Source organism: Streptosporangium sp. DT93 (assembly GCF_049844535.1).
GTDB lineage: Bacteria > Actinomycetota > Actinomycetes > Streptosporangiales > Streptosporangiaceae > Streptosporangium.
The window spans coordinates 279,487-305,877 of record NZ_JBNCLF010000010.1 but is presented as its reverse complement, the minus strand read 5'-3'; the positions used below and the strand labels follow the sequence as shown (position 1 = coordinate 305,877).

Here is a 26,391-nt window from a genome sequence, read left to right as displayed (position 1 = left end):
GCAGGCATGCCGGTCGGGCCGGGCCTGACGGATTCGTCGAATCGGGGGGAAGTCTCCGGACGCCTCGGTGCGGCCGGGCGGGGCCGGCGTTCAGCGCTCCAGGCGCACGGGCTCGTCCGGCCCGCCGCGGCGGACGATCCAGGCGTCGGTGATGTGGGTGAACATCGCCTCGGCGGCGCCGCCGGGGTCGCGGGCGGCGATGCGCTCGTAGATGCGGCGGTGGCCGAGGTTGGACGCCACGCACAGGGCCCGCTGGGGCTGGCCCATGTAGCGGGCGGTGTTGATGACCTGGCTCTCCAGGGCCCGCACCACGCCGCGGGCGATCCGGTTCCCGGACGCCTGCATGATCGTGTCGTGGAAGGCGAGGTCGTGCTTGGCGTAGGTGACATGGTCGTCCACGAGCTCGTCCATCCGGTCCACCAGCGCGCGCAGCCGGACGACGGTGGCGGGTTCCGCGAGGCGTGCGGCGAGGTTCGCCATGTCGGACTCCAGCACGCGCCGGGTGACGACGAGGTCGTCGAGGATGGACAGGCCCTCGTCCTCGGCGATGGTCGCCGCGAGGACGTGCTCGTCGAGCATGTCCCACATCGTCGGTGGGGTGACGATGGTGCCGCTGCCCTGGCGGATCTGCACCAGCCCCTTCTCCTGGAGGATCTTCAACGCCTCGCGGACGACGGTCCGGCTCACCGAGAAGGCGTCACAGAGCGCGGGTTCGGCGGGCAGCGGCGTGCCCGGGGGGTGCACTCCCCGGACGATGCGCTCCACCAGCTCCGCCGTCACCGCCCTGGCGAGGTTGGCCGGCCGCCGCACCCACGCCGGCGGGGGCGCTGCGCCCGGCGGCGACTCCTGCGATGTCGTCATATCTCCTCCGCTGCCGCGGGCGGCGCCACATTTCGACATCAGTATATGGCACACATATTGACGTCAGACGTCATACGAATTACGTTTCGCCTCACATCGCGGCCGGGCGAGCCGGCCGTCCTCTGGAGAGTGAACATCCGATGAAGCAGCGAACATTATGGTCTGCCCTCTTGGTCACCGGACTGGCCCTGGCCGGCTGCGGAAGCGCCACCCGGCCCGCGTCGGCGCCGAGCGAGTCCGGCAGCAAGGTCACCAAGCTCGTGGTCTGGGACTGGAAGTCCGGTGACGCGGCCGCGGCCTCCTACATCCAGAAGGCCAAGGCCGACTTCGCCAAGAAGCACCCCGGCGTCACGGCCGAGTTCGTGGCCCAGCCGTTCGACCAGTACTACACCCTGCTGGGCGCGGCCATCCAGTCCGGCGCGGGACCGGACGTCATGCTCTTCAACGGGGGCGGCCAGATCCGTGACCGCGTGGACGCGCTCCTCCCGCTCGACCAGTACCTGGCCGAGGACAAGGAGCGCCTGGCGGGCTGGGACGCGTTCAGCAAGGACAACAAGATCTACGCCGCGCCGGTGACGTTGCAGGGCCACCCCATCTACTACAACAAGACGCTGTACGAGAAGGCCGGGATCGCCAGCCCCGCCACGACCTGGGAGAAGTTCATCGGCGACTGCGCCGTCATCAAGCAGAAGACCGGGTCCAGGTGCTTCGCGCTCGGCAACAAGGAGGGCGCCGGCATCCAGTTCTTCATGTCGGGCCTCGGCTCGGGCATCCTGACGGCGCAGGAGTACGACGACTGGATCGCCGGGAAGCGCGACTGGTCCTCCCCCAACGTGAAGAAGATCTTCAAGCTGTGGAAGGACGCCGGCGACGCGAAGCTGAACAACGACGGAGCCAACTCGACCGCGATGTTCAACGACGCCTTCACGATCTTCAACTCCGGCAAGGCCGCCCACATCATCGGCCTGATGTCGGACATCGGGCACTGGAAGGACTTCAGCGAGTTCCTCGGCCCCGACAAGGTCGGCGTCATGTCCGCCCCGGTCGTCACCGACGGCACCACCCCGAGCCTCGCCTACGACGGCGGCATCGGCTACGCGGTCGCGAAGTGGGCCAAGGACCCGAAGCTGGCCGCCGACATGGTGCGGTCGCTGACCACGACCGACGCCCTGACCTCCTTCTACTCCGAGGCCGGCGCGATCGCGTCCGACACCACGATCGACGTGTCGCAGGGCCCCGCGGCCGTCGGCACGCTCGTGTCCCAGCTCAAGGAAGGCAAGCCCGCCCTGCACGTCGCGCTGTCCTCCAAGACCCTGGACCTGATGGGAAGGCTGTCCCAGCAGCTTCTGAGCGGATCGGCGACCGTCGACGAGGTGGTGGAGCAGCTTGCCGCCTCGGATCGGGCGAGCTGATCCCGTGCCGATCCGAGATTCGTCACCGCTGGTCCGCCCGGTCGGCCCCGGGCGGACCGACGGAGGGGGGACGGGGCGGCGGGAGCGGCGCGCCGCCCCCCGGCCCGCCCCCCGGGCCGCCCCCCGGCCGTTCTCCCGCGCGCTGCGTTCCGATCGCCTCGCCCCCTACGTCCTGGTGGCCCCCGCCGTACTGATCATCGTCGCGCTGCGGCTGTGGCCGCTGCTGATGGGCGTCAACTTCTCCTTCACGGGCGACGGCGAACGCAACGGCATGATGGTCGGCCTCGACAACTACCTGGAGATGTTCCAGGACGCGACGTTCCAGAGCGCGCTGCGCAACGTCGGGCTGCTGGTGCTGCTGCTCCCCGTGGCGGTGGCCATCCCGGGCCTGCTCGCGACGTTCATCTACCTGCGCGTGCCCGGGCACCGGTTCTTCCGCAGCGTCTACTTCTTCCCGGCCGTACTCTCACCGGTGATCGTCGGCGCGATCTTCAACCTCATGCTCGCCTTCGACGGCTCGCTGAACACCGTCCTCGGGATGTTCGGCATCGGCCCGGTCGACTGGCTCGGCGACCCGGACGTCGCCATGTTCACGGTCGTCGGCGTGCAGATCTGGGCGACGTTCGGGATGGCCCTGGTGGTGTTCCTCGCCGGGTTCGCCACCCTGGACGCCACGCTCCTGGACGCGGCCCGGATGGACGGCGCGTCACTCCCCCAGACCATCCGGCACGTGATCATCCCGGGTCTGACCCGCACCATCCAGTTCGTCTTCGTGACCACGATGATCGGGATGCTGACGTCCATGTTCGGCCTGCTGTACATCATGACCAGCGGGGGCCCGGAGGGCTCCACCTACCTGCCGGAGTACTACATCTGGATCCAGCAGGGACAGATGAACCGTCCCGCGCTCGCCTCGGCCGCGTCGACGGTCCTCTTCCTCATCATGCTCGTGGTGGGACTCCTGCAGATCAGCGTGCTCCGCCGCGCCGGAAGGGAGGACTGATGAACGGCAAACGCCTGGGCATGTGGGTGGCCGCCGTCCCGATGGCGCTCCTCGCGCTGGCGACGATCTACCCCCTCGTGTTCACCGCCAACGTCGCCGTGAAGACCCGGCGCGAGTACGTCCTCGACCGGTTCTCCCCGGCGACCTCCCTGAACTGGGACAACATCGTCACGGCGTGGAACAGTGTCGGCATGGCGCGGTACTTCGCCAACTCGCTCCTCGTGGTGACGATCTCGGTGGCCCTCCTGCTGCTCTTCGGGTCGATGGCGGGCTTCGCGTTGGGCCAGCTACGGTTCCGCGGTTCCACGGTGCTCTTCCTGGGCTGTCTCTCGGCCCTGTTCATCCCCTTTCAGGTGATCATGGTGCCGCTCGCGCGGGTCATGGCGGACAGCGGCCTCATCGACACCTACCCGGGACTGATCCTGTCCTACGTCGCGCAGTTCCTCCCCTTCACGATCTTCCTGATGACGAGTTACTACAAGACCGTCCCACGGGAGATCATCGATGCGGCCAGGATCGACGGGAACACGACCTACGGCGTCTACCGGCGGATCATGCTGCCGATGGGGACTCCGGCCCTGCTGTCGGTCGGCATCCTCGACACCCTGTTCTGCTGGAACGACGTCCTCATCTCCCTGCTGATGATGCCGTCGGCCGACCACCGCACCCTCATGGTCGGGGTCACCTCGCTGCGCGGGCAGTACTCCGACGACATTCCCACCTTCGCCTCCGGGGTGCTCATCGCCGGCGTACCCATGTTGATGATCTATCTTTTCCTCCAGCGTCAGATCGCCGACGGTGTCACCGCCGGTTCCACGAAGGGCTGACATGCGTATCTCGGGGTATCGCACGTTGACGACGGTCCAGGAATGGGACCGCCCGGTCGGTGACGCCAACGGCGTCTACGCCGACGGGACCGTTCCGATCTCGATCATCATGGTGGACACCGACGAGGGGATCACCGGTGTCGGCATCGGGCCGCACGTGGAGCTCGACGGCGTCTTCGCCGCCATCGAGGGCGAGGACCCGCGCGGCGTCACGGCGCTGTACGACCGCATGCTGCGGCAGACCTTCAAGGCGGGTCACGCGGGCGCGGTGTTCGGGACCATCGGCGCGCTCGACACCGCCCTGTGGGACATCAAGGCGAAGGCGGCCGGTGAACCGCTCTGGCGCCTGCTGGGCGGGCGCGACAGACGGGTTCCCGCCTACGCCTCGGGCCTGGACATCGGCCTGACCGACGACGAGCTCGTCTCGGCGTACGAGGTCTACGCCCGGCACGGCCTGCGGGCGGCCAAGATCAAGGGAGGCCTCGACATCGAGCGGGACCGGCACCGCCTGACGCTGGTCCAGGAGGTCCTGACCGAGGCCTCACGCGGCACCCGGCCGGGCCTGATGCTCGACGTGAACGAGGCCTGGTCGCGCAAGCAGGCGATCCGGCACGTGCACGAGCTGGAGCGCACCCTGGATCTCATCTGGATCGAGGAGCCCGTCCGGCGCTGGGACGCCGAGGGCCTGGCCGTCGTCGGCCGCGGGATCCGCGCGTCGGTCGCCACCGGGGAGAACCTCACCGGGCTGGAGCAGTACCGTCCGCTGCTGGCCGCGGGGGCCGTCGACATCGTCCAGACGGCCGCGGTCTGGGGGGTCACCCACTTCCTGCGGGTGTCCGCCCTGGCGCACGCCCACGACCTGCCGGTCAGCCCGATCGGCAACATCCCGGTCGGTCTGCTGCACGCCGCGACGTCGGTGCCGAACCACATGGTCAGCGAGCTGCAGGACCTGCGGCCGCCGGTGGGGGTGTCGGTCGACCTGAGCGTCGAGGGCGGCGCGTTCCTGCTCGGGGACTCGCCCGGCCTGGGCCTCGTGATCGACGAGGACGCCATCGGGGGGCTCACCCGCCGGCCGGGCACCCTGACGGCCGACGGCCCCGGCGTCCGGCCCGAACAGGCCGGCCGGCGGCTGCTGTCGGTGTCCGACAACGGTCACGTCGAGCGGCAGCGCATGCTCGCCCCCCTGCTCGTGGACGGCAGGCACCGGACGCCGAGGTGAGCGCCGGCGTCCGGTGCCTGCCGTCCACGATGCATTTCGGACCCGAGGAGGGGAACCCACGTGTGTCCGTCACCCGTGCCGCACGGACGTCCGCCGGCCTCGCCCCGGGCGGAGGCCGCCCGGGGCGGCCACACGATCGTGGTCGCGCCCTGTGGAGCCGGGAACGCCGACGACAGGGGGCCGGGGAGCGCGGACCGGCCACTGGCGACGCCGGAGGAGGCACAGCGGCGGGCGCGCGCGGCCGCGGCCGGGGGTGACCGCGACGTCACCGTCGTGCTCCTGGACGGGACCCACCGGCCGGCCCTCCCGCTGCGCTTCGGCGCCGCCGACTCCGGCCGGAACGGGCACACCGTGACCTGGAAGGCGGCGCGCGGCGCCACACCCGTGCTGAGCGGCTCCAGGCCCGTCACCGGATGGGAGCCCGACGGCACCGACGGCACCGGGGACGCCCTCACGGGCGTCCACAGGGCCCACGTGGGCACCGGGTTCGACAGCCGCCAGCTCTACGTCGACGGGGTCCCGGCGCGGCGCGCGCGGATCGAGCTGGCTCCCGGCGACATCACGCTGACCCCGACCGGTTTCACCCTCGACGACCCCGGCCTCGCGCACCTGGCCGCCCTGCCCGACCAGGAGCGCGTCGAATTCCAGGCGATGCTGTCGTTCACCAACCGGTTCGCGCCGGTGCGGAGCATCTCCGGTTCGACGGTCGTCATGCGGCAACCGGCCTGGGACAACAACACCTACGGCTACGACACCGTCCAGGCCCCGTTCCGCACGCCGAGGTTCTTCCTGCTCAACTCAAGAAGCTTCCTGGACGAGCCCGGCGAATGGTATCTGGACACCACGGCGGGAACGCTCTACTACAAGCCCCTTCCTGGGCAGGACCTCTCGCGCGCCCGGGTGGAGCTGCCGCGGCTGGAGACGCTGGTCGAGGTCGGCGGCACCTACGACGAGCCCGCCCACGACCTGCGGTTCGAGGGCCTGACCTTCGCCGGCACCACCTGGCTGCGCCCCGGCTCGCCCGACGGGTACGCCAACCAGCAGACCGGCGTGTTCATCGGCGGCGTCCAGCCGGACCGGCCGGCCGACGCGTTCACCTCCTGCTCCTGCGGCTGCGCGGGCCTGGAGGCGTCCCGCGACGGCTGGTCGCAGGCGCCCGCGGCGGTACAGGTGTCGGCGGCCGAGGACGTCGCGTTCGTCGGGGCCACCTTCGTCAACCTCGGTTCCGTCGGGCTCGGCATCGGCAACGACGCCGATGCCCACGCCACCGGCGTGGGACTGGGCGCGCGCCGGATCTCGGTCGTGGGGTGCACGTTCACCGCGAGCTCCGGCGGCGGCATCGTGGTCGGCGGCGTACGCACCGACGCGCACCATCCGTCCGACCCCCGCATGGTCAACAGCGACATCGTGATCAGCGACAACCGCGTCCACGCGACCGCGCTCGAGTACCTGGACCAGGCCGCGATCCTCGCCACCTATGTCACGCGACTGGCCGTCGAGCACAACCACGTCTCCGGCATGCCCTACATGGGCATCGGGATCGGTTACGGCTGGGGCGCCAACGACCCGGGGGGCAGCCCCGACTACCTCGCCCGGGGGCTCTACGACTTCCGGCCGGTCCACGACACGCCGACGACCCTGAGCGACGTCCGCGTCGTGGGAAACCATGTGAGCGACGTGGTGCGGACGCTGTCCGAGGCCGGCTGCATCTACACGCTCTCGGCGATACCCGGCGGCGTCGTCGAGGAGAACCACTGCGAGAACAGCGGGCAGTACGGCCTGTACTTCGACGAGGGCTCCCGGTACCTGAGCGTGAGCCGCAACGTGTTCGCCGACACCGCGGGAGCGTGGGCGCACGCCAACACCCGGGACGGCAACCACACCGGCGACCTCACGCTGACCGGGAACCACGTGACCGATCCCACCGTCACCGGCGTCGTCGACGGGGACCGTGGCAACGTCGTCCGCGGCACCGTCGTCGTCGACGGGGACAACCTCCCGATCGAGGCCAGTCAGGTGATCTACGACGCGGGCCCCACCGGCCCCTGGCGCGGCGCTCCCGACCCGCGACGCCCCCCGGTCGGCGCCTTCCTCGCGGCCGGCCCTCCCCCCGGCGGCGACGGCAACACGGCCACCGTCACCGTCACGGTGAAGAACCTGGGCGACCGCCCGGTCACCGGCCTGACCGTCTCGATCACCGTCCCCGAGGGCCGGGCCGAACGCGCCGGCGGGCCGGTGAGACGTACGCTGCCTCCCGGCGCCTCGGACACCGAGACGTGGAGGATCACGGGGTCCGAGCCGCTCACGCCCCCGGCCGGCCACCTGCCCGTCAGGGCATCGGTGACCTTCCGGGCCGATGGGACCGGCCACGTCCTGAAAAGGAGCTCCGACTCACTTTGGGTGATCGGTAACTCAGGGTGAGTTCGGAGAGTGCTGGGCGCATGCCGTCGTTGCTCGCGATTTCGTAACGGGCCGCACGCGCGAGCGGCCGCTCGTCAAGGATCCGGTTTGCCGAGAACCCGATCATCAACGAGCGGCCATGGAGTCGATCGTGCTGCCTCCCCCGGCAGGCGACGATGCCTGCTGCCCCCGTCTGTTGTGTTCCGCGCTCAAGGACACGCGTGTCCGGGGAGTTGAGGACCGAGGTGACACCCCGCTGATCACGGCGCGGGCCGTGGCGGCCGAAGCTGCATGCCCGCGCTGTGGCCGCCCCCCAACCCGGGTGCACGGCCGCTACCGGCGGATGCCGGGGGCCTGGCGGCGGGTGGACGGCAGGTCCCGGTCGAGTTGGAGGTGCGCCGGTTCTTCCGCGGCGAGCCGCCCTGTGATCCGAATTCGCGTACTCCGCCAGCACCCCATCACGCTCTGTCGTTCGACCCTCAGGAGTGGGTCAGAGCCGGTTGTGCCAGTGGGTCCGGGCGTCACCGATCGCCGTGACGCTTTCCGGCAAGGCGCCTGCCATCGGGGAAGGCCGGAAAGCTATCGCCGGCCACGAAGGTCCTCCAGCGCAGCCGCGACCTCACGAACCTGCCCGGGCTGCCGGGTGCACCAATCGGAGACGTCGTTGAACCACCGGTTCCAGACGGAGCCGACGACGCCAGCGGTGATTTTTTCCCTACCACGCACGAGAGCGGTGAGATCACGCACTTCGGAGTCGTATTCGTCGTCGGGGGCCCCCATGCCCAACAGGCCTTCGGGATCGTATCGGTTGATCAACTCGCGGACAGCGGTGGTTAACCGGTCATCAGTCATGGCTCCAGCATGCCCCGGTACGCAGGCGGACGGCAGGCGCCTGCCGGGGCTCGGAACGGGATGGCCTCGCCGAGGACCTCACCTTCGGCCACGGCGCCCACAACGCCGGATACCGGCTGGTCACGGTTCAAGGTCTCTACTGCCTGTGCCCATGTCCACGCTCCGTCACCACGTCATCGAGAGCGGGCCAGAGCCTGAAAGGGCGCCGGCGCCGGCCGCGCCCTCCCCGCCGCGGGAGGACGGGACGCCGGACGGGTCACCGTCTCCCCCGCCGTCTCCCCCGGCGGCGATGTGACGCGCCGGTCACGGGCGGAGCGGCTCGATGTTCAGGGCTCCGGAGCGGAAGTCCGCCACCTCCACCTCGGCGCCGGGAAAGCCGGCCTCGCGTACGGCCGGCACCAGGTCCGGCAGGGCGGCGGCCCGGCTCCTCAGGGCGGCGTCCAGCTCCACCCGCACCCGGTCGCCGAGGTCGCGGACCCGAAGGTCGGTGACGGGCAGGCCGGCCCGGGCCAGCAGGTGGCGCACCGCCCGTTCGGCCGTCTCGATCCGGTGCAGCCGGGCCGGCGTCACCTCCACGCCGTAGGCGACCCGGCTGGCGAGGCAGGGCGCGGCCGGTTTGTCCCAGGTGACCAGGTCCCACGCCCTCGCGGCCCGCCGCACCTCGGCCTTGGTCATGCCGGCGTCGCGCAGCGGGGCGAGCACCCCGCGCTCGTCGGCGGCCCTGATGCCCGGCCGGAACGGGTCGACGGCGTCGTCGGCGTTGGTGCCGGTGGCGACGTGCGCGAAGCCGTGCTCCGCCGCCACCCGGCCGATCACGTCGAGCACCTCCGACTTGCAGAAGTAGCAGCGGTCGCGGCCGTTGGCGCGGTAGCCGGGGTTCGCCGCCTCGGCGGTGGCCGGAAGCAGGTGCGGGACGCCGAGGGAGGCCGCGAACCCCCGGGCCATGTCGCGTTCCTCGGCCGCCAGGCTGTCGGAGACCGCCGTGACGGCCAGCACCCGCCCGGTCCCGAGCGCCCGGACCGCCGCCGCCAGCACCAGCGCGGAGTCGGCGCCGCCGGAGAAGGCGACGGCGAGCGAGCCGAGGGCCGCCAGCCGGTCGAGCAGCGCGTCGATCTTGGCATCGGGGGTCATGCCGGTCCTTCCTCCCGCGCGGGCCGCGCCGGGCGCCGTTCGCGGTCCAGCCGCAGCGCGCGGGCGGCCGTCTCGCGCAGGGACAGGCCGAGGGCGGCCGAGGCGGCGGCCACGTCGTCGTGTTCGGGTTTGGCCGAGTGGGGCCCGTGCTTGATCCGCACGCGGTGGCCCGCCAGGTCCACCTCGGTGGTGTGCCGGGGCAGGGCCGTGCGCTCGACCGCGATCTCGCGTACGCCGAGCGCGCCGGTCTCGGCCAGGACCAGCCCGCGCAGGGCCGCTACGGCGGCGGGGCGGCACAGCACGTGCAGCACGTGCGCGGGCCGTCCCTTCTTCATGACGGCCGGGGTGGCCCAGGCGTCCAGGGCCCCGGCGTCGAGGGCCCGCGCGATGGTGTGGCCGAGGACCTCGCCGGTGACGTCGTCCAGGTTGGTCTCCAGGACGACCAGGGGCTCGGTGCCGGCGTCGCGGGCGGGCTCGGCGAGGGTGACGGCGACGATGTTCGGGCGGTCGGGGAGCTCCCTGGTGCCCGCGCCGTAGCCGGTCGCCACCGGGGTCATCGCCGGCGGCGGGGTGTAGCGCGCCTCCATCGCGCGCAGCAGCGCCGCCCCCGTGGGGGTCACGGTCTCCCCTGGCAGGTCGCTGCCGGTCACCATGGCTCCCCGCAACAGGACCGCGGTCGCGGGGGCCGGTACGGGCAGCACGCCGTGGCGGGTGGTCACCGTGCCGGTGCCGAGGGGGATCGGGGCGCAGTGCACGGCCGTGACGCCGAGCAGGTGCAGCGCGGCGGCGACGCCGACGATGTCCACGAGCGCGTCGTGGCCGCCCAGCTCGTGCAGGTGCACCCGGCCGGGGTCGACGCCGTGGATCGTCCCCTCCGCCTCGGCGATCGCCCGCAGCGCGGCGGTGGCCAGGGCGGCGACCGGTTCCGGCCGGGCGGACCCGGCCATGGAGATCAGCTCGGCCGCCCGCCGTTCGGTGGCCGTGTCGGTGACCGTGACCCGTACGCGGGTCGCCGTCAGCCCGTGGGTGAGCACCCGCCCGGCCGTCAGCTCCCACCCGGTCAGGCCGGTCGATCCGACCGCCGCGCGAATGCCGTCCGGCGGCGCCCCGGCGTCGACGAGCGCCGCCAGCAGCATGTCCCCCGCCAGCCCGGTGAACGGGTCGATCCAGCAGATCACCTTCCTCCTCCCGGCTCCGCCGCCTCCGCACCCGCCGGGGACGGGGCGGAGGGGGCCGTGGCGGACGGGAACGAGGACGGGGTGGCGTGGTGGGCGGCGTGGTGGGCGGCGTGGTGGGCGGCGTGGTGGGCGGCGTGGTGGGCGGCGTGGTGGGCGGCGGTGCGGGCGAGCCGGTGGGCGGCCATGGCGGCACCGAAGCCGGAGTCGATGTTGACCACGGTGAGGCCGGCGGCGCACGAGGACAGCATCGCCAGCAGGGCGGTGACACCCTCCAGGGCCGCGCCGTACCCGACGGAGGTGGGCACGGCGATCACCGGTGCCGCCACGAGCCCGCCGACGGCGCTGGCCAGCGCGCCCTCCATGCCCGCGACGACGATCACCGCGTCGGCCGCGCGCAGCCGTCCGGTCTCGGCGAGCAACCGGTGGATGCCGGCCACGCCCACGTCGCGGATCACGGTGACGTCCAGCCCGAGCGCCCGGGCCACGGCCGCCGCCTCGGCCGCCACCGGCCCGTCGGAGGTGCCCGCCGTGACCACCGCGACCGCGAAGGCGCCGACGGCCACCGGTCGCCACACCAGCAGCCGCGCCGCCGGGTCGTACGACCCGTCCGGCACGGCCCCCAGGACGGGCCCGGCGACCGCCTCCTCGGCCCGGGTGACCAGCACCGGGCCGGTGTTGCGGGCGAGCAGGACGGAGACGATGGCGGCGATCTCCCCGGCGGTCTTGCCCGGCCCGTAGACGACCTCGGGCGTCCCCTGGCGGGCCTCCCGGTCCACGTCGACCCGGACGAACCCCAGATCCACCGCGTCCACCGCGTCCGTCGTGTCCGTCGTGTCCGTCGTGTCCGTCGCGTCCACCGTGTCGGCCGTGTCCGTCGTGTCCGTCGCGCGTTCGCTCATGCCCGGCCGCCGGACAGGTAGGGAATGGTCTGCGGGCCCTCCGGCAGCACGCACACGCGGGCGCCCGGCCCGGCGGCGGCCAGCGCCTCGGCCACCGTGGCCTCGATGTCGGCGGTCCGTTCCAGGTGCGCGGCCGCCAGGTCGGCGTCACCGAGGTGGGAGGTGTGCATCACCACCCGCGCACCCGCCTGGATGCGCGCCTGGATCTGCACCTGCCACTGGTCGGGGACGGTCACCGGCCGGGCGGCGATCGCGTCGAGCAGCGCCCTCGGGGAGGGCTCCGAGGCCAGCACCTCACGGTAGGAGCCGTGGTCGGGGAAGCCGTCGCGGCACTCGGCGGCGCAGACGATCACGCCGCCCGGCCGGACCACCTGGAACGCCGCCGACATGCCCTTGACCGACTGGTAGAGGTTCTGGTCGAGGGGGTAGCCGGAGTTGGTGGTGACCACCACGTCGAAGGGCGCCTCGACCCGTCGCATGGCGACCCGGCGGGCGGCGTCGGTGGCGGCGGCGTGCATGGGCAGGATGTCGCCCCCGAACGCCGCCGCGATGTCCTTGTCCCGGTTGAGGATCACGTCGAGGGCGAAGGTCACCCCGGTGCCCTCGGCGATGGCCCGCACGTCGTCGTGCACGGGGTTGCCCTCGATCACTCCCCAGGTGGCCCGGGGGTCGCCGATGCGCGCGGCGTCGTGCAGCGTGAGCACGGTCTCCAGCCCGGCCAGGCCGGGGGCGACCAGCTTGGGCCCGCCGGAGAAGCCCGCGAAGAAGTGCGGCTCCACGAAGCCGGTGGTGATGCGCACGTCGGCCTCGACCCAGGCGGTGTTCAGCCACACCGGCACGTCCTTGCCGAAGCGGCCGAGGTAGGTGAGCGATCCCGTGTCGCGGGCGTCGTGGTTGACGATCCGCACGGAGTCCACGACCGCGTCGCCGAACATGGCGCGCAGCTCGGCCTCGGTGTTGCCGCGATGGGTGCCGGTCGCGACGAGGATCGTCACGTCGTCCGGGTCGACGACGCCGTCGAGCTCGTCGAGGATCGCCGGGATCATCAGGTGGCGCGGCTGGGGGCGGGTGATGTCGCAGGCCGAGATGGCGACGCTCTGGCCGGGCCGTACCCTCTCGCGCAGCGGCGGCCCGGACACCGGGTCGCGCAGGGCCGCCCGAAGCGCGCCCGCCGGGTCGGGCACGGCCGCGTGGTGGACGGGGGTCACCACCGTGGTGGCCTCGTCGGGCAACTCGATCGTCAGGCCGGTCTCGCCGTAGGCCAGGCGGATCCTCATCGTGTCTCCTCCTCGGCGGGCTCCGGCCAGAGCCCGCCGGCGATCCCGGTGCCGGCCGGGGCCCGATCGCCGCCGGCCCCGGCCGCGGGGGCCTCCACGTTCTCCAGCACCGAGCGGAGCCACGTCTCGGTCGTGCCGATGTGCACCAGCGCCGCCGCCTGGGCGAGCGCCGCGTCACCCGCGGCCAGGGCGTTGTAGATCGCCTCGTGCTGGGCGATGGTCGTGTGCGAGCTGCCGTCCTCGACCGTGCCGCGCCACACCCGCATCCGCAGGGTACGGCCGGAGATCCCCTCCAGCAGGGTGGACAGCGTCTCGTTGCCGGCCGCCCGCACCACGGCGTGGTGGAAGGCGGCGTCGTGGTGGTTCAGCTTCTCCACGTCGTCGCGGGCCGCGCGCATCGCGGCCAGGTGCTCGCCGACCTCGGCGAGCTGTCCGGCGGAGATCAGGGACGCGGCCAGCGCGGTCGCGGCGGGTTCCAGCATCCGCCGCACCTGGACGATCTCCAGCAGGGTGTCGTCGCGCAGCAGTTCGACGGCCAGCCCCAGCCCTTCCAGCAGCAACCGCGGCTCCAGGCTGGTGACGTAGGTGCCGTCGCCCCGCCGCACGTCGAGCACCCGGGCCACGACCAGCGCCTTGACCGCCTCGCGCAACGGGTTGCGGGAGACCCCGAGCTGGGCGGCGAGCTGGTGCTCGGGGGGGAGCCGCGCCCCGGGGGGAAGATCACCCGACCGGACGAGCGCCCGGATGCGGGAGATCGCCTCGTCGGTCAGGGACATGGGCACGACCTCCGGTCGCGGGAGCACTCGGTCGGTATGCGGGTCACCGCGGGAACATAACAGACATCCCATGTTCGCGCGAGAGGCCGGTCCACCGCAAGGCGGACGTGGGTGACGTACGCGCGGGGAGGTCTGAAATATTCAGATTTTTCATCATATTTACGGTATTTCGCTGACAGGTCTGGACAGGTCGCGTGCGGCGGATTACAAAGACATCCCATGTCCATGCGGTGAAAATTTCTTCACCGTCCGGAAACATTCGCTGGAGGTAGACCTTCGTGCGCACCCATCGCCAGAGCGGGGCACCGTGACGGAGTTGATCACCGCGGTCGAGGCCCACGACATCCGGTTCCCCACCTCCCGGCACCTCGACGGTTCCGACGCCATGAACCCCGAGCCCGACTACTCCGCCGCCTACGTGATCGTGCGGACCGGCGGCGGGCAGGAGGGGCACGCGCTCGCCTTCACCGTCGGGCGCGGCAACGAGATCGCCGTCGCCGCCGTGGAGTCGCTGGCGCCGCTGGTCACCGGACGGCCGGTGGCGGAGGTGCTCGGCGATCTCGGCGGGGTGTCTCGCCGGCTCACCGGTGACAGCCAGCTGCGCTGGCTCGGGCCGGAGAAGGGCGTCATCCACATGGCGGCGGGGGCCGTGCTGAACGCCCTGTGGGACCTTCGTGCGCGCAGGGCGGGCAAGCCGCTGTGGCGGCTGCTGTCGGAGCTGTCGCCGGAGGAGATCGTCGACGTCGTCGACTTCCGCTACCTGGAGGACGCGCTCACCCGGCAGGAGGCGCTGGCCATCCTGCGCGACGCCGAACCGGGCCGCGCCGGGCGCCGCGCCCGCCTGCTCGCCGAGGGCTATCCGGCCTACACCACCACCCCCGGCTGGCTCGGCTACACCGACGACAAGCTGGTCCGGCTGGCCAAGGAGGCGGTCGCCGACGGGTTCCGCCTCATCAAGCTGAAGGTCGGCGCCGATCCGGCCGAGGACGTGCGGCGCGTGCGGCTGGCCCGCGAGGCGGTCGGCCCCGACGTGCGCATCGCCGTGGACGCCAACCAGGCGTGGAACGTCGGCCAGGCGATCGAACGCCTGGCCCCGCTCGCCGAGTTCGACCTGTACTGGATCGAGGAGCCCACCTCCCCCGACGACGTGCTCGGCCACGCCGCCGTCCGGGAGCGGGTCGCGCCCATCAGGGTCGCCACCGGCGAGCACGCCCACAACCGGGTGATGTTCAAGCAGTTCCTGCAGGCGGGCGCGATCGACGTCCTGCAGCTCGACGCGGCCAGGGTCGCCGGGGTCAACGAGAACATCGCCATCCTGCTGCTGGCCGCCAAGTTCGGGGTTCCGGTGTGCCCGCACGCGGGCGGCGTCGGCCTGTGCGAGATGGTCCAGCACCTGGCGATGTTCGACTACGTGGCCGTCAGCGGCACCGTCGAGGACCGCGTCATCGAGTACATCGACCACCTGCACGAGCACTTCACCGAACCGGTGGTGATCGCGGACGGCCGCTACGTCGCCCCCCTGCAACCGGGCGGGGGCGGCGAGATGCACCCGGCGTCGCGCGCCGAGTACGCCTACCCGCACGGCCCCCGGTGGACCGCCGGCGCGACCTCCGACACGGCCGGCACGACCTTCACGGCCGTCGACGCCGGGGAGGTGGCGTGATGGGCACCTTCGACGGGCTCACGGCCGTCGTCACCGGCGGCGCCTCCGGCATCGGCCTGGCCGCCGCGACCCTGCTGGCCGGGCGGGGGGCCCGCGTGGCCTGCCTCGACCTGTTCCCCGGCGACTCCGGCGTGCCCGAGCCCCTGCTCGAGGTGCGGGCCGACGTGGCCGACGACGCGTCGGTGCGGGCCGCCGTGGCCGAGGCCGCGGAGCGGCTCGGCGGCATCGACGTCCTGGTGAACAACGCGGGGATCGGCGCCCAGGGCGGGATCGAGGACAACGACGACGACGAGTGGCGCCGGGTCTTCGACGTCAACGTGTTCGGCATGGTCCGGGTGGCCAGGGCGGCGCTGCCGTACCTGCGGGCCTCACGGGCCGCGGCGATCGTGAACACCTGCTCCATCGCGGCGACCGCCGGGCTGCCCCAGCGGGTCCTGTACTCCTCCACCAAGGGCGCGGTGCTGTCCATGACGCGGGCCATGGCGGCCGACCTGGTCGCCGACGGCGTCCGCGTCAACTGCGTCAACCCCGGCACCGCCGACACCCCGTGGGTGAGCCGGCTGCTGGAGGCCGCCCCCGATCCCGGGGAGGAGCGCCGGGCGCTCGCCGCCCGCCAGCCGATGGGCCGCCTGGTCTCGGCCGACGAGGTGGCCGAGGCCATCGCCTACCTGGCGAGTCCCCTGTCCGGCTCGACCACCGGCACCGACCTGGCCGTGGACGGCGGCATGCACGGCCTCCGGCCGCGACCGAGCACAGGAAAGGAACGACCATGAGACGAGGACTCGCCCTGGGAGCGGCCGTCGCCCTGGCGGCCGGTCTGACCGCCGCCTGCGGGGGCGACGGCGGCGGCGGCACGGCGGCCGCCCCGGGGGGCGGCGGGCCGGTCGTCGGGGTGGACTACCCCCGCTCCGACACCGACTTCTGGAACTCCTTCATCACCTACGTCCCCCGGTTCGGCGCCGAGAACGGCCTGGAGCTGAAGACCACCAACTCCCAGAACGACATCTCCAAACTCACCGCCAACGTGCAGAGCCTCATCGGCCAGGGCGTCAAGGGCCTCGTACTGGCGCCGCAGGACACCGCCGCGGTGGCCCCCACCCTCCAGCAGCTCACCGCGAAGAAGATCCCCGTCGTCATGGTCGACACCCGCCCCGAGCAGGGCGAGGCCTACATGGTGGTACGCGCCGACAACCGGGCCTACGGCCGGAAGGCGTGCAGGTTCCTCGGCGAGAAGCTGTCGGGCAAGGGCAAGGTCGTGATGCTCCAGGGCGATCTGGCCTCCATCAACGGCCGCGACCGCACCGAGGCGTTCAACGAGTGCATGAAGGCCGACTACCCCGGCATCACGGTGTTCGGCGAGGCCACCAACTGGGACGGCGCCGTCGCCTCGCAGAAGCTCCAGACGCAGCTCACCGCCCACCCCGACATCAGGGGCGTCTACATGCAGTCGAGCTTCGCCCTGGCGGGCACCCTCCAGCTGCTCAGGCAGCGCGGCCTGCTGGTCCCGCCGGCCGACCCCAAGCACGTCTTCGTCATCTCCAACGACGGCATCCCCCAGGAACTGAAGGAGATCGCCGCCGGCAACATCGACGCCACCGTCTCGCAACCGGCCGACCAGTACGCCAGGTACGCGCTGGAGTACACCAAGGCCGCCATCGCCGGGAAGACGTACGCGCCCGGCCCGACCGACCACGACAGCACCATCGTCCAGGTGCGTCCCGGCCTGCTGGAGGACCAGCTCTCCGCGCCCCTGGTCACCGCCGACGGCGCCACCTTCGGCGACGTCCCGAGCGTCAAGGCGGACGACTCCTCGCTGTGGGGCAACAACCTTGGCGGCTGACCCGGCGCCCGCCCCCGTCGTCGAGGCGGTGGGCGTCAGCAAGAGATACGGCGAGACCGTCGCGCTGGACCGCGCCGGGATTCAGGTCATGCCCGGCCGGACCCACGCCCTGGTCGGCCGCAACGGGGCCGGGAAGTCCACCCTGGTCTCGATCCTGACCGGCCTGACGTCGCCCGACGAGGGCGAGGTGCGGTTCGGCGGCGAACCCGCCCCGCGCCCGGCCGACCGCGACGCCTGGCGGCGGCGGGTGGCCTGCGTCTACCAGAAGTCCACGATCATCCCCGAGCTGACCGTGGCGGAGAACCTCTACCTGAACCGCCACGACCTGAACCGGTTCGGGCTGGTCCGCTGGGGCGCGCTGCGGCGCAAGGCGGCCACGCTGCTCGCCGACTGGTCGGTGGACGTCGACGTACGCCTGCCGGCCGGTGAGCTGGACGTCGAGCGGCGGCAGTTCGTGGAGATCGCCCGCGCGCTGTCCTTCGGCGCCCGGTTCATCATCCTCGACGAACCGACCGCCCAGCTCGACGCCGCCGCCATCGCCCGGCTGTTCACCCGCGTCCGCGCTCTGCAGGAGCAGGGGGTGACGTTCCTGTTCATCAGCCACCACCTTCAGGAGATCTACGAGATCTGCGACACGGTCACGGTCTTCCGCGACGCCCGGCACATCCTGACCACCGCGGTGGCCGACCTGACGCGCGCCGAGCTGGTGGCGGCGATGGCGGGAGAGGCCACCGGCCTGACCGCGGCACTCCCCCGGACGCCCGTGCCCGCCGGCGCCGGCGAGGTGCTCGGCGTGCGCGGCCTGTCCTACGGCGACGCCTACCGGGAGATCGACCTCGACGTCCGGGCCGGTGAGATCGTCGGCCTGGCGGGCGCGGCGGCCAGCGGCCGGACCGAACTGGCCGAGACCGTCGCCGGGCTGCGCGCGGCCGACGCGGGCGTGGTCGAGGTCGCCGGCCGCCGTCCCCGTCCCGGCAGCGTGCCCGACGCGCTCGCCGCGGGTGTCGGCCTCGTCCCTCGCGACCGGCATCACCAGGGGTTCGTCCCGATGATGTCGATCGCCGACAACGCCACCATGACCGTCCCCGAACGGCTCGGCGAGGCCGGCCTGATCAGCGGCCGGCGGCGCGACCGGCTGGCCGGGACCCTGATCACCAACCTGGCGATCAAGACCCCCGGCCCCGGCCTGCCCGTGACGGGCCTGTCCGGTGGCAACCAGCAGAAGGTCGTCATGGCCAGGGCGCTGGCCTCCGGCCCCCGGCTGCTCGTACTGATCACCCCCACCGCCGGGGTGGACGTGAGGTCCAAGGAGTTCCTGCTCGGCAAGGTCGAGGAGACGGCCGCCGGGGGAAGCGGCGTGCTGATCGCCTCCGACGAGCTCGACGACCTGCGGCTGTGCGACCGGCTGCTGGTGATGTTCCAGGGCCGTCTCGTCGCGGAGATGGCCGCCGGTTGGCACGACCACGACGTGGTGGCGGCCATGGAAGGAGTCCGGCTCGATGTCCCCGACGCCCCAGACGTCCCAGACGCCCCCGATGTCTGAGAAGACCCGCGCGCCCGCCCCGGAGAGCGCCGCCCCCCGGCGGGAACGCCCACGGGTGCGGCTGGCCGCGCTGCGCGACCTCGCGCTGATCCCCGCGATCGTCGTGATCGCCGTCGTCGGCCAGATCGTCAACCCGATCTTCCTGCAGGCCGACAACCTGATCAACATCCTGCAGACCATGTCGGAGATGTCACTGCTGGTCATGGCGCAGACGGTCGTCCTGGTCGCCGGCAAGATGGACCTCTCGCTGGAGTCGACCTTCGGGCTCGCGCCGGGCGTGGCCGCCTGGCTGACCGTCGCCGTCGGCTCGGGCGCCGGGCTGGGTGTGCTGTCGGGCGTCTGGGCGATCCCGGTCACCCTGGCCGTCGGCGCGCTGATCGGCGCGGTCAACGCCCTGCTGATCGTGCGGTTCGGGCTCAACGGCTTCATCGTCACCCTCGGCATGCTGATCGTGCTGCGCGGCCTGCTCACCGGCGTCTCCGGAGGTCAGACCTTCTTCAACCTGCCGCCGTCGATGCTCTACCTCGGCTCGGCCCTGTGGCTCGGCGTGCCCGCCTCGATCTGGCTGTGCCTGCTGCTGTTCGCCGCCGGCGTCGTGCTGCTCGGTTTCACCCGCTACGGCCGCGCCCTGTACGCCATCGGCGGCAACGTGGACGCGGCCAGGGCGGCCGGCATCCGCACCGGCCGGGTGCTGTGGACCGCCCTGGTGGGCGCGAGCCTGCTCGCCGCCCTCGGAGGCCTGCTGCTGTCGGGGCGCCTCGCCTCGGTGGCCGCCTCCCAGGGAGACGGTGCCATCTTCACCGTGTTCGCCGCGGCCGTCATCGGAGGCGTCAGCCTCAACGGCGGCAAGGGGACCATGTTCGGCGCGTTCACCGGCATCCTGCTCCTCTACATGATCCAGAACGTTCTCACCCTGGCCGGCGTGCCCGCCCAGTGGATCCAGGCCCTCAACGGCGCCATCATCCTCATCGCCCTCATCCTGTCCCGGCTGACCGGAGGCAAGGTCCAGGAATAACCCGCCTCTCACTCTCCCCTCCCGTTCCTCCGTCCTGGCACTTCCACGCGCCACACCCCCTACCGATGGGAACGACATGTCCGACGAGAACCACCTGTCACGCAGGCGACTGATGCAGATCGGAGCGGCCGGAGCCGGCTCCGTGCTGTTACCCCTGCAGTGGACGGCGGCCGCGCGGGCCGCCTCGGCGCCCCCTCCGGCGGTGAGCGCCGCCGGCGACCTGGCGCTGTGGTACGACGAGAGTGCCGGCACCGACTGGCTGCGCGCGCTCCCGATCGGCAACGGCCGCCTGGGCGCCATGGTGTTCGGCAACGTCGACACCGAGCGGCTGCAGCTCAACGAGGACACCGTCTGGGCCGGCGGCCCCTACGACCAGAGCAACACCAGGGGCGCGGGAGCGCTCGGGCAGATCCGGCAGCTGGTCTTCCAGAACCAGTGGGGCCAGGCCCAGACCCTGATCGACCAGAACATGCTCGGCAGCCCCGCGGGCCAGCTGGCCTACCAGACCGTCGGCAACCTGCGGCTCGCGTTCGGCAACACCTCCGGGGTCTCGGAGTACGTCCGCTACCTGGACCTGACCACGGCCACCACGACGGTGTCGTACCTCAAGAACGGCGTGCGCTACCAGCGCGAGACGTTCGCGAGCGCGCCGGACCAGGTGATCGTCATGCGCCTGACCGCCGACAGGGCGGGCTCGATCTCGTTCTCCGGGACGTTCGACAGCCCGCAGCAGACGACGCGGTCCAGCCCGGACGGCACGACGGTGGCGCTCAGCGGCGTCTCGGGCACCATGGAGGGCAAGACCGGCGCGGTGCGGTTCCTGGGCCTGGCCAAGGCCGTCATCGAGGGCGGCAGCGTCAGCAGCTCCAACGGCACGCTGCAGGTGACGGGCGCCAACAGCGTGACGGTGCTGATCTCGATCGGCTCCAGCTACCGCACCTACCGCGACGTCAGCGGCGACTACCAGGGCATCGCGCGCCAGCACCTCAACGCCGCCGTCGCCAGGAGTTTCACCGACCTGCGCGCCCGGCACGTGGCCGACTACCAGCGTTTGTTCGGGCGCACGACGCTGGAGCTGGGCCGCACCTCCGCGGCCGACCAGCCGACCGACGTGCGGATCGCGCAGCACAACAGCGTCAACGACCCGCAGTTCTCGGTGCTGCTGTTCCAGTTCGGCCGCTACCTGCTGATCTCCTCCTCCCGGCCCGGCACCCAGCCGGCCAACCTGCAGGGCATCTGGAACGACTCGCTGGCGCCGTCGTGGGACTCGAAGTACACCATCAACGCCAACCTGCCGATGAACTACTGGCCGGCCGACACGACGAACCTGTCGGAGTGCTTCGACCCGGTCTTCGCGATGATCAACGATCTGACGGTCACCGGCGCCCGCACCGCCCAGGTGCAGTACAACGCCGGCGGCTGGGTGACCCACCACAACACCGACGCCTGGAGGGCCACCTCCGTCGTCGACGGCGCGCAGTGGGGCATGTGGCAGACCGGCGGCGCGTGGCTGGCGACCCTGATCTGGGAGCACTACACCTTCACCGGCGACCTCGCGTTCCTCCAGCAGTACTACCCGGCGATGAAGGGTGCCGCGCAGTTCTTCCTCGACACCCTCGTGCAGGAGCCGAGCCTGGGATTCCTGGTCACGAACCCGTCCAATTCCCCGGAGCTGCCCCACCACAGCGGTGTCACCGTCTGCGCCGGCCCCACGATGGACAACCAGATCCTGCGCGACCTGTTCAACGGCTGCGCCAAGGCCTCCCAGGCGCTCGGCGTCGACGCCGACTTCCGCACGCGCGTCCTGGCCGCCCGCGACCGGCTCCCTCCGATGAAGACCGGCTCGCGCGGCAACATCCAGGAGTGGCTGTACGACTGGATCGAGACCGAGCCCGCCCACCGGCACATCTCCCATCTCTACGGCCTGCACCCCAGCAACCAGATCACCAAGCGCGGCACCCCCGCCCTGTACAACGCCGCGCGGCGGACCCTGGAGTTGCGCGGCGACGACGGGACCGGCTGGTCGCTCGCCTGGAAGATCAACTACTGGGCGAGGATGGAGGAGGGCGCCCGCGCGCACACCCTCATCCGGCTGCTGGTGACGACGGCCCGGCTCGCGCCGAACATGTTCGACCTGCACCCGCCGTTCCAGATCGACGGCAACTTCGGTGCCACCTCCGGTATCGCGGAGATGCTCCTGCAGAGCCACAACGGCGAGCTGCACGTGCTCCCGGCACTGCCGTCCGCCTGGCCGGCCGGGAAGGTGCGGGGCCTGCGGGGACGTGGCGGCTACACCGTGGACACGACGTGGAGTTCCGGCGCGGCCACCGAGATCCTCGTCAGGTTCGACCGCGACGGGACCGTCAACGTCCGCAACCGGATCTTCACCGGCACCTACCAGGTGGTCGACGCCGAGAGCGGCGCCGCCGTCACCGTCACCAAGCCCGAGTCCGACGTCGTCGCGCTGACCGGCCAGGCGGGCCGCACGTACCGCCTGACCGGGACCGGCGCGCCGCAGCCCACCTACGTGCGGATCACCAACGGGACCACCGGCCTGGCCCTGGACAGCGGCGGCAATGTCGCCTCAGGGTCGAACCTCAAGCAGTGGAACAACGACGGCAGCACCAACCTGCACTGGCAGCTCGTCGACCTGGGCGGCGGCTGGTACCGCATCGTCAACCGCACCAACGGGATGGTCATCGACAGCTGGGGCAACACCGCCAACGGCGCCGTCGCCCGGCAGTCGGCCTGGAACGGCGGCAACAACCAGCAGTGGCGCCTCAACAGCGTGGGCAACGGCCGCAACCAGATCATCAACCGCGGCACCGGCACGGCCCTGGACGGTATGGGCAACGCCACCGCCGGCTCCACCGTGGCCATGTGGGCGCCCAACACCAACACCAACAACCAGTGGACCGTTACGGGCGTGTGACGGCCGGCGGCGTGTCCCGGCCCGGTCCTCGCGCGCTCGGCCACGGCGGGGGACAGATCGAGGACGTCCGGTGACGGCGCTCCGGACGTCCTCGGATGAGCAGGCTTATCGCCCGGAAGGGAACGGGTCCCCCCGGGCGAGCGGTCCGGCCACCGATCCGGCGAGCGGCGGAAGCCGCTCGCGCGGGGAGGGCCCTCACACCCGATGACCGGCACTCCGGCCGGGACTTCGACCGGGACATCACCCGGGCCATTGGCCAGGACGGTGACCGGGCCGCGAGAGCCGGCGGAAATGAGTCTGAAACTTATGGTTGCCATCTTGTCACATCTGTGAAATTTTCACTTGTGCGGGCATCGCCGGGAGATCTTCCTCCGGACGAATGTCCAGGCGGGAAGCGCGCCGACGACGACGCCGGGGCCGGCGAGTGCCAAGGCTCGTTGACGCCGGCCGACCGGTCGGATGTACTTCGCGACACACCCTCTCCCGGGAGCAGGCCATGACGATCTGGGAATCACGAATGTTAGCGATAACAACCGACGGCGGCCGTCCCGGTCCCGACCGGTCCCGGAACGCCGGACACCCCCTCTCCGTGGACGCTCGCCCGCCACGGAGGCGCCGACTCCCCTGACACCTCACATCGCCCCGAGGGATGTTAACGCTAACATCTCTCGCGAGGCATGATCTCCCCCGACGCCCCAGCGACCTGACCACGTGAAATGGTCAGCCGGACCCGATGCCCCGGCCGGTCGCCGCACCCCCTAGGAGCCTCCTCATGTCCTTGAGCCGCCGCCAGCTCTTCCGGGCCGCGGGCGCGACCGTCGCGCTCTCGGCCGCCGGTCAGGTGGTGGGAACCTCCCCCGCCATGGCCGCGCTTCCCTGGGCCAGGTCCGAGATCGGCGCCTCGGCCTACGAGTTCGACCTCGGCCAGGTCCGGCTGACCTCCGGCCGCTGGCTGGACAACCAGAACCGCACGCTCAACTACCTGCGCTTCGTCGACGTCAACCGGCTGATGTACGTCTTCCGCGCCAACCACCGCCTGTCCACCAACGGCGCGGCGGCCAACGGCGGCTGGGACGCCCCCAGCTTCCCGTTCCGGTCCCACATGCAGGGCCACTTCCTGACGGCCTGGGCGCAGGCCTACGCCGTGCTCGGGGACACCACCTGCCGGGACAAGGCCAACCAGATGGTCGCCGAACTGGCCAAGTGCCAGGCCAACAACGGCGCGGCCGGGTTCACCGCCGGTTACCTGTCGGGCTTCCCCGAGTCCGACATCACCGCGGTGGAGAACCGCACGCTGAGCAACGGCAACGTGCCCTACTACTGCATCCACAAGACCCTCGCCGGGCTGCTGGACGTGTGGCGCCACATCGGCAACACCCAGGCCAGGAGCGTGCTGCTGGCCCTCGCCGGATGGGTGGACACCCGCACCGGCCGCCTGTCCTCCGGCCAGATGCAGTCCATGCTGGGCACCGAGTTCGGCGGCATGAACGCCGTGCTCACCGACCTGTACCAGATGACCGGGGACTCCCGCTGGCTGACGGTCGCGCGGCGCTTCGACCACGCCGCGATCTTCGACCCGCTGGCCGCCAACCAGGACCAGCTCAACGGCAAGCACGCCAACACGCAGGTGCCCAAGTGGATCGGCGCCGCACGGGAGTACAAGGCGACCGGGACCACCCGCTACCGCGACATCGCCGCCAACGCCTGGGCCATCACGATCAACGCCCACACCTACGTCAACGGCTCCAACAGCCAGGCCGAGCACTTCCGTGCCCCCAACGCCATCGCCGCGCACCTGGCCAGGGACACCGGCGAGGCCTGCAACACCTACAACATGCTCAAGCTCACCCGGGAGCTGTGGACGCTGTCGCCCAACCGGGCCGACTACTTCGACTACTACGAGAACGCCCTGATGAACCACCTGATCGGCCAGCAGAACCCGGCCGACAGCCGGGGCCACGTCACCTACTTCACCCCGCTCAACCCCGGCGGGAGGAGAGGCGTCGGCCCGGCCTGGGGCGGCGGCACGTGGACCACCGACTACAACTCGATGTGGTGCTGCCAGGGCACCGGCATCGAGACCAACACCAAGCTGATGGACTCGATCTACTTCCACAACGACACCACACTGTTCGTGAACCTGTTCGCCCCCTCCACGCTCGACTGGTCCCAGCGCGGCATCACGGTCACCCAGACGACGTCGTACCCGGTGAGCGACACCACGTCGCTGCAGGTCACCGGTAACGTCAGCGGGTCGTGGACGATGCAGGTCCGCATCCCGGGCTGGACCCAGGGCGCCACGATCAGCGTCAACGACGTCCAGCAGGACATCGTCACCACCCCGGGCACCTACGCCTCGATCACCCGGTCCTGGGCGTCGGGCGACACGGTCACCGTGAAGCTCCCGATGCGGGTGATCATGAAGGCCGCCAACGACAACCCCAACATCCAGGCCGTCACCTACGGCCCGGTCGTGCTGTCGGGCAACTACGGCAACACCTCCCTGTCGTCGACGCCGACGCTGACCCCCTCGACGATCACCCGGACCAGCACCTCGGCGCTGGCGTTCACGGCCACGGCCAACGGGGCCACGGTGAACCTGGGCCCGTTCTACGACGCCGCCAACCACAACTACGTCGTCTACTGGAACGCCACCGGGCAGGGCAACGGGGGCGGCACGGCGAGCTTCCGGCTGATCAACGCGGCCAGCGGGCTGGCGCTCGGCATCCAGAACATGTCGACCGCGGACGGCGGCCTGGCGTTGCAGTGGACCGACAACGGCAGCACCGACCACGACTGGGTGCCGATCGTGGACGGCAACGCCCTGCGGTTCCGCAACGTCAACAGCGGCAAGGTGCTGGGCGTGGAGAACATGTCGACGGCCGACAACGCCCGGGTCATGCAGTGGGCCGACAACGGCACCGCCGACCACCGCTGGACGGTCACCGACGTCGGCGACGGCTCGGTCAAGATCCGCAACGTCAACAGTTCGAAGCTGCTGGGCACCCAGAACGGCTCGACCGCCAACGGCGCCCAGGCGGTGCAGGACTCCGACAACGGCTCGGCCGACAACCAGTGGCGGTTCATGCCCAACGGGGCGCGCCGCATCCAGAACGTGGCGACCGGCATGGTGCTCGGGGTGACCAACATGTCCACCGCCGACGGCGGGCTCGTCGTCCAGTGGGGCGACACCGGCACCGCCGACCACCTCTGGACCGCCGTCGTCGACACCGGCGGCTACCTGCGCCTGCGCAACTCCAACAGCCAGAAGGTGCTGGGGGTGGAGAACGCCGCCACCGCGGCGGGCTCCCGGGTCATGCAGTGGGCCGACAACGGCACCAGCGACCACCGCTGGCGTCTGCGCCACGGGGGCAACGCCACCTTCCGCATCCAGTGCGCCAACGGCGGCCGGGTCCTCGGCCTGTCGGGCACCGCCCAGGGCGCGCAGGTCGTGCTCGCCGACGACAACGGCTCGAACAACAACCTCTGGAGATTCCTGTAGGAGGGACGCCCGCCGCCGGTCCACCCTCCGGTCCTCGCCTCCACGGCGTGGCGCGCGGTCA

Annotated in this window: 19 protein-coding genes; 12 read left to right on the top strand and 7 right to left on the bottom strand. The window is 71.6% G+C overall.

The annotated features are described in order from the left end of the window. Positions 1-90: 90 nt before the first annotated feature. Entirely contained in the window at positions 91-861 is a 771-nt protein-coding gene (locus tag ACLQ2R_RS22815; RefSeq protein WP_425962427.1) for a FadR/GntR family transcriptional regulator, read from the bottom strand. Between the two features lie 170 nt (positions 862-1,031). Between ACLQ2R_RS22815 and ACLQ2R_RS22810 the strand changes: the two genes are divergently transcribed. The 5 genes from ACLQ2R_RS22810 to ACLQ2R_RS22790 all read left to right on the top strand — a co-directional run bounded on the left by ACLQ2R_RS22810 (position 1,032) and on the right by ACLQ2R_RS22790 (position 7,743). Beyond that, positions 1,032-2,273 (top strand): ABC transporter substrate-binding protein, encoded by a 1,242-nt coding sequence (locus ACLQ2R_RS22810; protein WP_425962426.1) that lies wholly within the window; start codon positions 1,032-1,034, stop codon positions 2,271-2,273. Between the two features lie 4 nt (positions 2,274-2,277). Next, positions 2,278-3,276 carry a carbohydrate ABC transporter permease gene (locus ACLQ2R_RS22805; RefSeq protein WP_425962425.1) on the top strand — a complete coding sequence of 333 codons (999 nt, stop codon included), beginning with the start codon at positions 2,278-2,280 and terminating at the stop codon, positions 3,274-3,276. Next, positions 3,276-4,103, top strand: a complete 828-nt coding sequence (locus ACLQ2R_RS22800) for a carbohydrate ABC transporter permease (protein ID WP_425962424.1) — start codon at positions 3,276-3,278, stop codon at positions 4,101-4,103. The genes ACLQ2R_RS22805 and ACLQ2R_RS22800 overlap by 1 nt, the downstream gene beginning before the upstream one ends. 25 nt (positions 4,104-4,128) lie before the next feature. After that, positions 4,129-5,322: a mandelate racemase/muconate lactonizing enzyme family protein gene (locus tag ACLQ2R_RS22795; RefSeq protein ID WP_425962423.1), complete on the top strand. Its 1,194-nt coding sequence runs from the start codon at positions 4,129-4,131 to the stop codon at positions 5,320-5,322. Between the two features lie 75 nt (positions 5,323-5,397). Further along, positions 5,398-7,743, top strand: a complete 2,346-nt coding sequence (locus ACLQ2R_RS22790) for an NEW3 domain-containing protein (RefSeq protein WP_425962422.1) — start codon at positions 5,398-5,400, stop codon at positions 7,741-7,743. Between the two features lie 558 nt (positions 7,744-8,301). On the opposite strand, the gene ACLQ2R_RS22785 is transcribed toward ACLQ2R_RS22790, so the two are convergent. The 6 genes from ACLQ2R_RS22785 to ACLQ2R_RS22760 form a co-directional block, all read right to left on the bottom strand. Beyond that, a complete protein-coding gene (locus ACLQ2R_RS22785) occupies positions 8,302-8,574 on the bottom strand; it encodes a hypothetical protein (protein ID WP_425962420.1) in 273 nt (90 codons plus the stop codon). Positions 8,575-8,877: 303 nt separating this feature from the next. Continuing rightward, positions 8,878-9,705: a hypothetical protein gene (locus tag ACLQ2R_RS22780; protein ID WP_425962418.1), complete on the bottom strand. Its 828-nt coding sequence runs from the start codon at positions 9,703-9,705 to the stop codon at positions 8,878-8,880. Then, on the bottom strand, positions 9,702-10,883 hold the full coding sequence (gene larC / locus ACLQ2R_RS22775) for a nickel pincer cofactor biosynthesis protein LarC (RefSeq protein WP_425962416.1): 1,182 nt from the start codon (positions 10,881-10,883) through the stop codon (positions 9,702-9,704). The genes ACLQ2R_RS22780 and larC overlap by 4 nt, the downstream gene beginning before the upstream one ends. Further along, positions 10,880-11,782: a nickel pincer cofactor biosynthesis protein LarB gene (gene larB / locus ACLQ2R_RS22770; RefSeq protein WP_425962414.1), complete on the bottom strand. Its 903-nt coding sequence runs from the start codon at positions 11,780-11,782 to the stop codon at positions 10,880-10,882. The genes larC and larB overlap by 4 nt, the downstream gene beginning before the upstream one ends. Further along, positions 11,779-13,059, bottom strand: coding sequence for a nickel-dependent lactate racemase (gene larA, locus ACLQ2R_RS22765; protein ID WP_425962413.1), 1,281 nt, complete (start codon positions 13,057-13,059; stop codon positions 11,779-11,781). Before larA ends, larB begins: the two co-directional genes overlap by 4 nt. Further along, entirely contained in the window at positions 13,056-13,835 is a 780-nt protein-coding gene (locus ACLQ2R_RS22760) for a FadR/GntR family transcriptional regulator (RefSeq protein WP_425962412.1), read from the bottom strand. The genes larA and ACLQ2R_RS22760 overlap by 4 nt, the downstream gene beginning before the upstream one ends. 307 nt (positions 13,836-14,142) lie before the next feature. On the opposite strand from ACLQ2R_RS22760, the gene ACLQ2R_RS22755 reads away from it, so the two are divergent. From ACLQ2R_RS22755 to ACLQ2R_RS22725, 7 genes are all read left to right on the top strand, one after another. Next, the gene (locus ACLQ2R_RS22755) at positions 14,143-15,498 is read left to right on the top strand and encodes an enolase C-terminal domain-like protein (protein WP_425962411.1); all 1,356 of its coding nucleotides are present in this window, start codon (positions 14,143-14,145) and stop codon (positions 15,496-15,498) included. Continuing rightward, a complete protein-coding gene (locus ACLQ2R_RS22750) occupies positions 15,498-16,271 on the top strand; it encodes an SDR family NAD(P)-dependent oxidoreductase (protein ID WP_425962410.1) in 774 nt (257 codons plus the stop codon). Before ACLQ2R_RS22755 ends, ACLQ2R_RS22750 begins: the two co-directional genes overlap by 1 nt. Continuing rightward, complete coding sequence (locus ACLQ2R_RS22745; RefSeq protein ID WP_425962409.1) at positions 16,268-17,338, top strand: sugar ABC transporter substrate-binding protein; 1,071 nt, start codon at positions 16,268-16,270, stop codon at positions 17,336-17,338. The genes ACLQ2R_RS22750 and ACLQ2R_RS22745 overlap by 4 nt, the downstream gene beginning before the upstream one ends. Further along, complete coding sequence (locus tag ACLQ2R_RS22740) at positions 17,328-18,881, top strand: sugar ABC transporter ATP-binding protein (protein ID WP_425962408.1); 1,554 nt, start codon at positions 17,328-17,330, stop codon at positions 18,879-18,881. The genes ACLQ2R_RS22745 and ACLQ2R_RS22740 overlap by 11 nt, the downstream gene beginning before the upstream one ends. Beyond that, a complete protein-coding gene (locus tag ACLQ2R_RS22735) occupies positions 18,874-19,896 on the top strand; it encodes an ABC transporter permease (protein ID WP_425962406.1) in 1,023 nt (340 codons plus the stop codon). The genes ACLQ2R_RS22740 and ACLQ2R_RS22735 overlap by 8 nt, the downstream gene beginning before the upstream one ends. A 76-nt stretch (positions 19,897-19,972) precedes the next feature. Beyond that, positions 19,973-22,828 (top strand): glycosyl hydrolase family 95 catalytic domain-containing protein, encoded by a 2,856-nt coding sequence (locus tag ACLQ2R_RS22730; protein ID WP_425962405.1) that lies wholly within the window; start codon positions 19,973-19,975, stop codon positions 22,826-22,828. Positions 22,829-23,600: 772 nt separating this feature from the next. After that, on the top strand, positions 23,601-26,330 hold the full coding sequence (locus ACLQ2R_RS22725) for a beta-L-arabinofuranosidase domain-containing protein (RefSeq protein WP_425962403.1): 2,730 nt from the start codon (positions 23,601-23,603) through the stop codon (positions 26,328-26,330). Positions 26,331-26,391 lie beyond the last annotated feature (61 nt).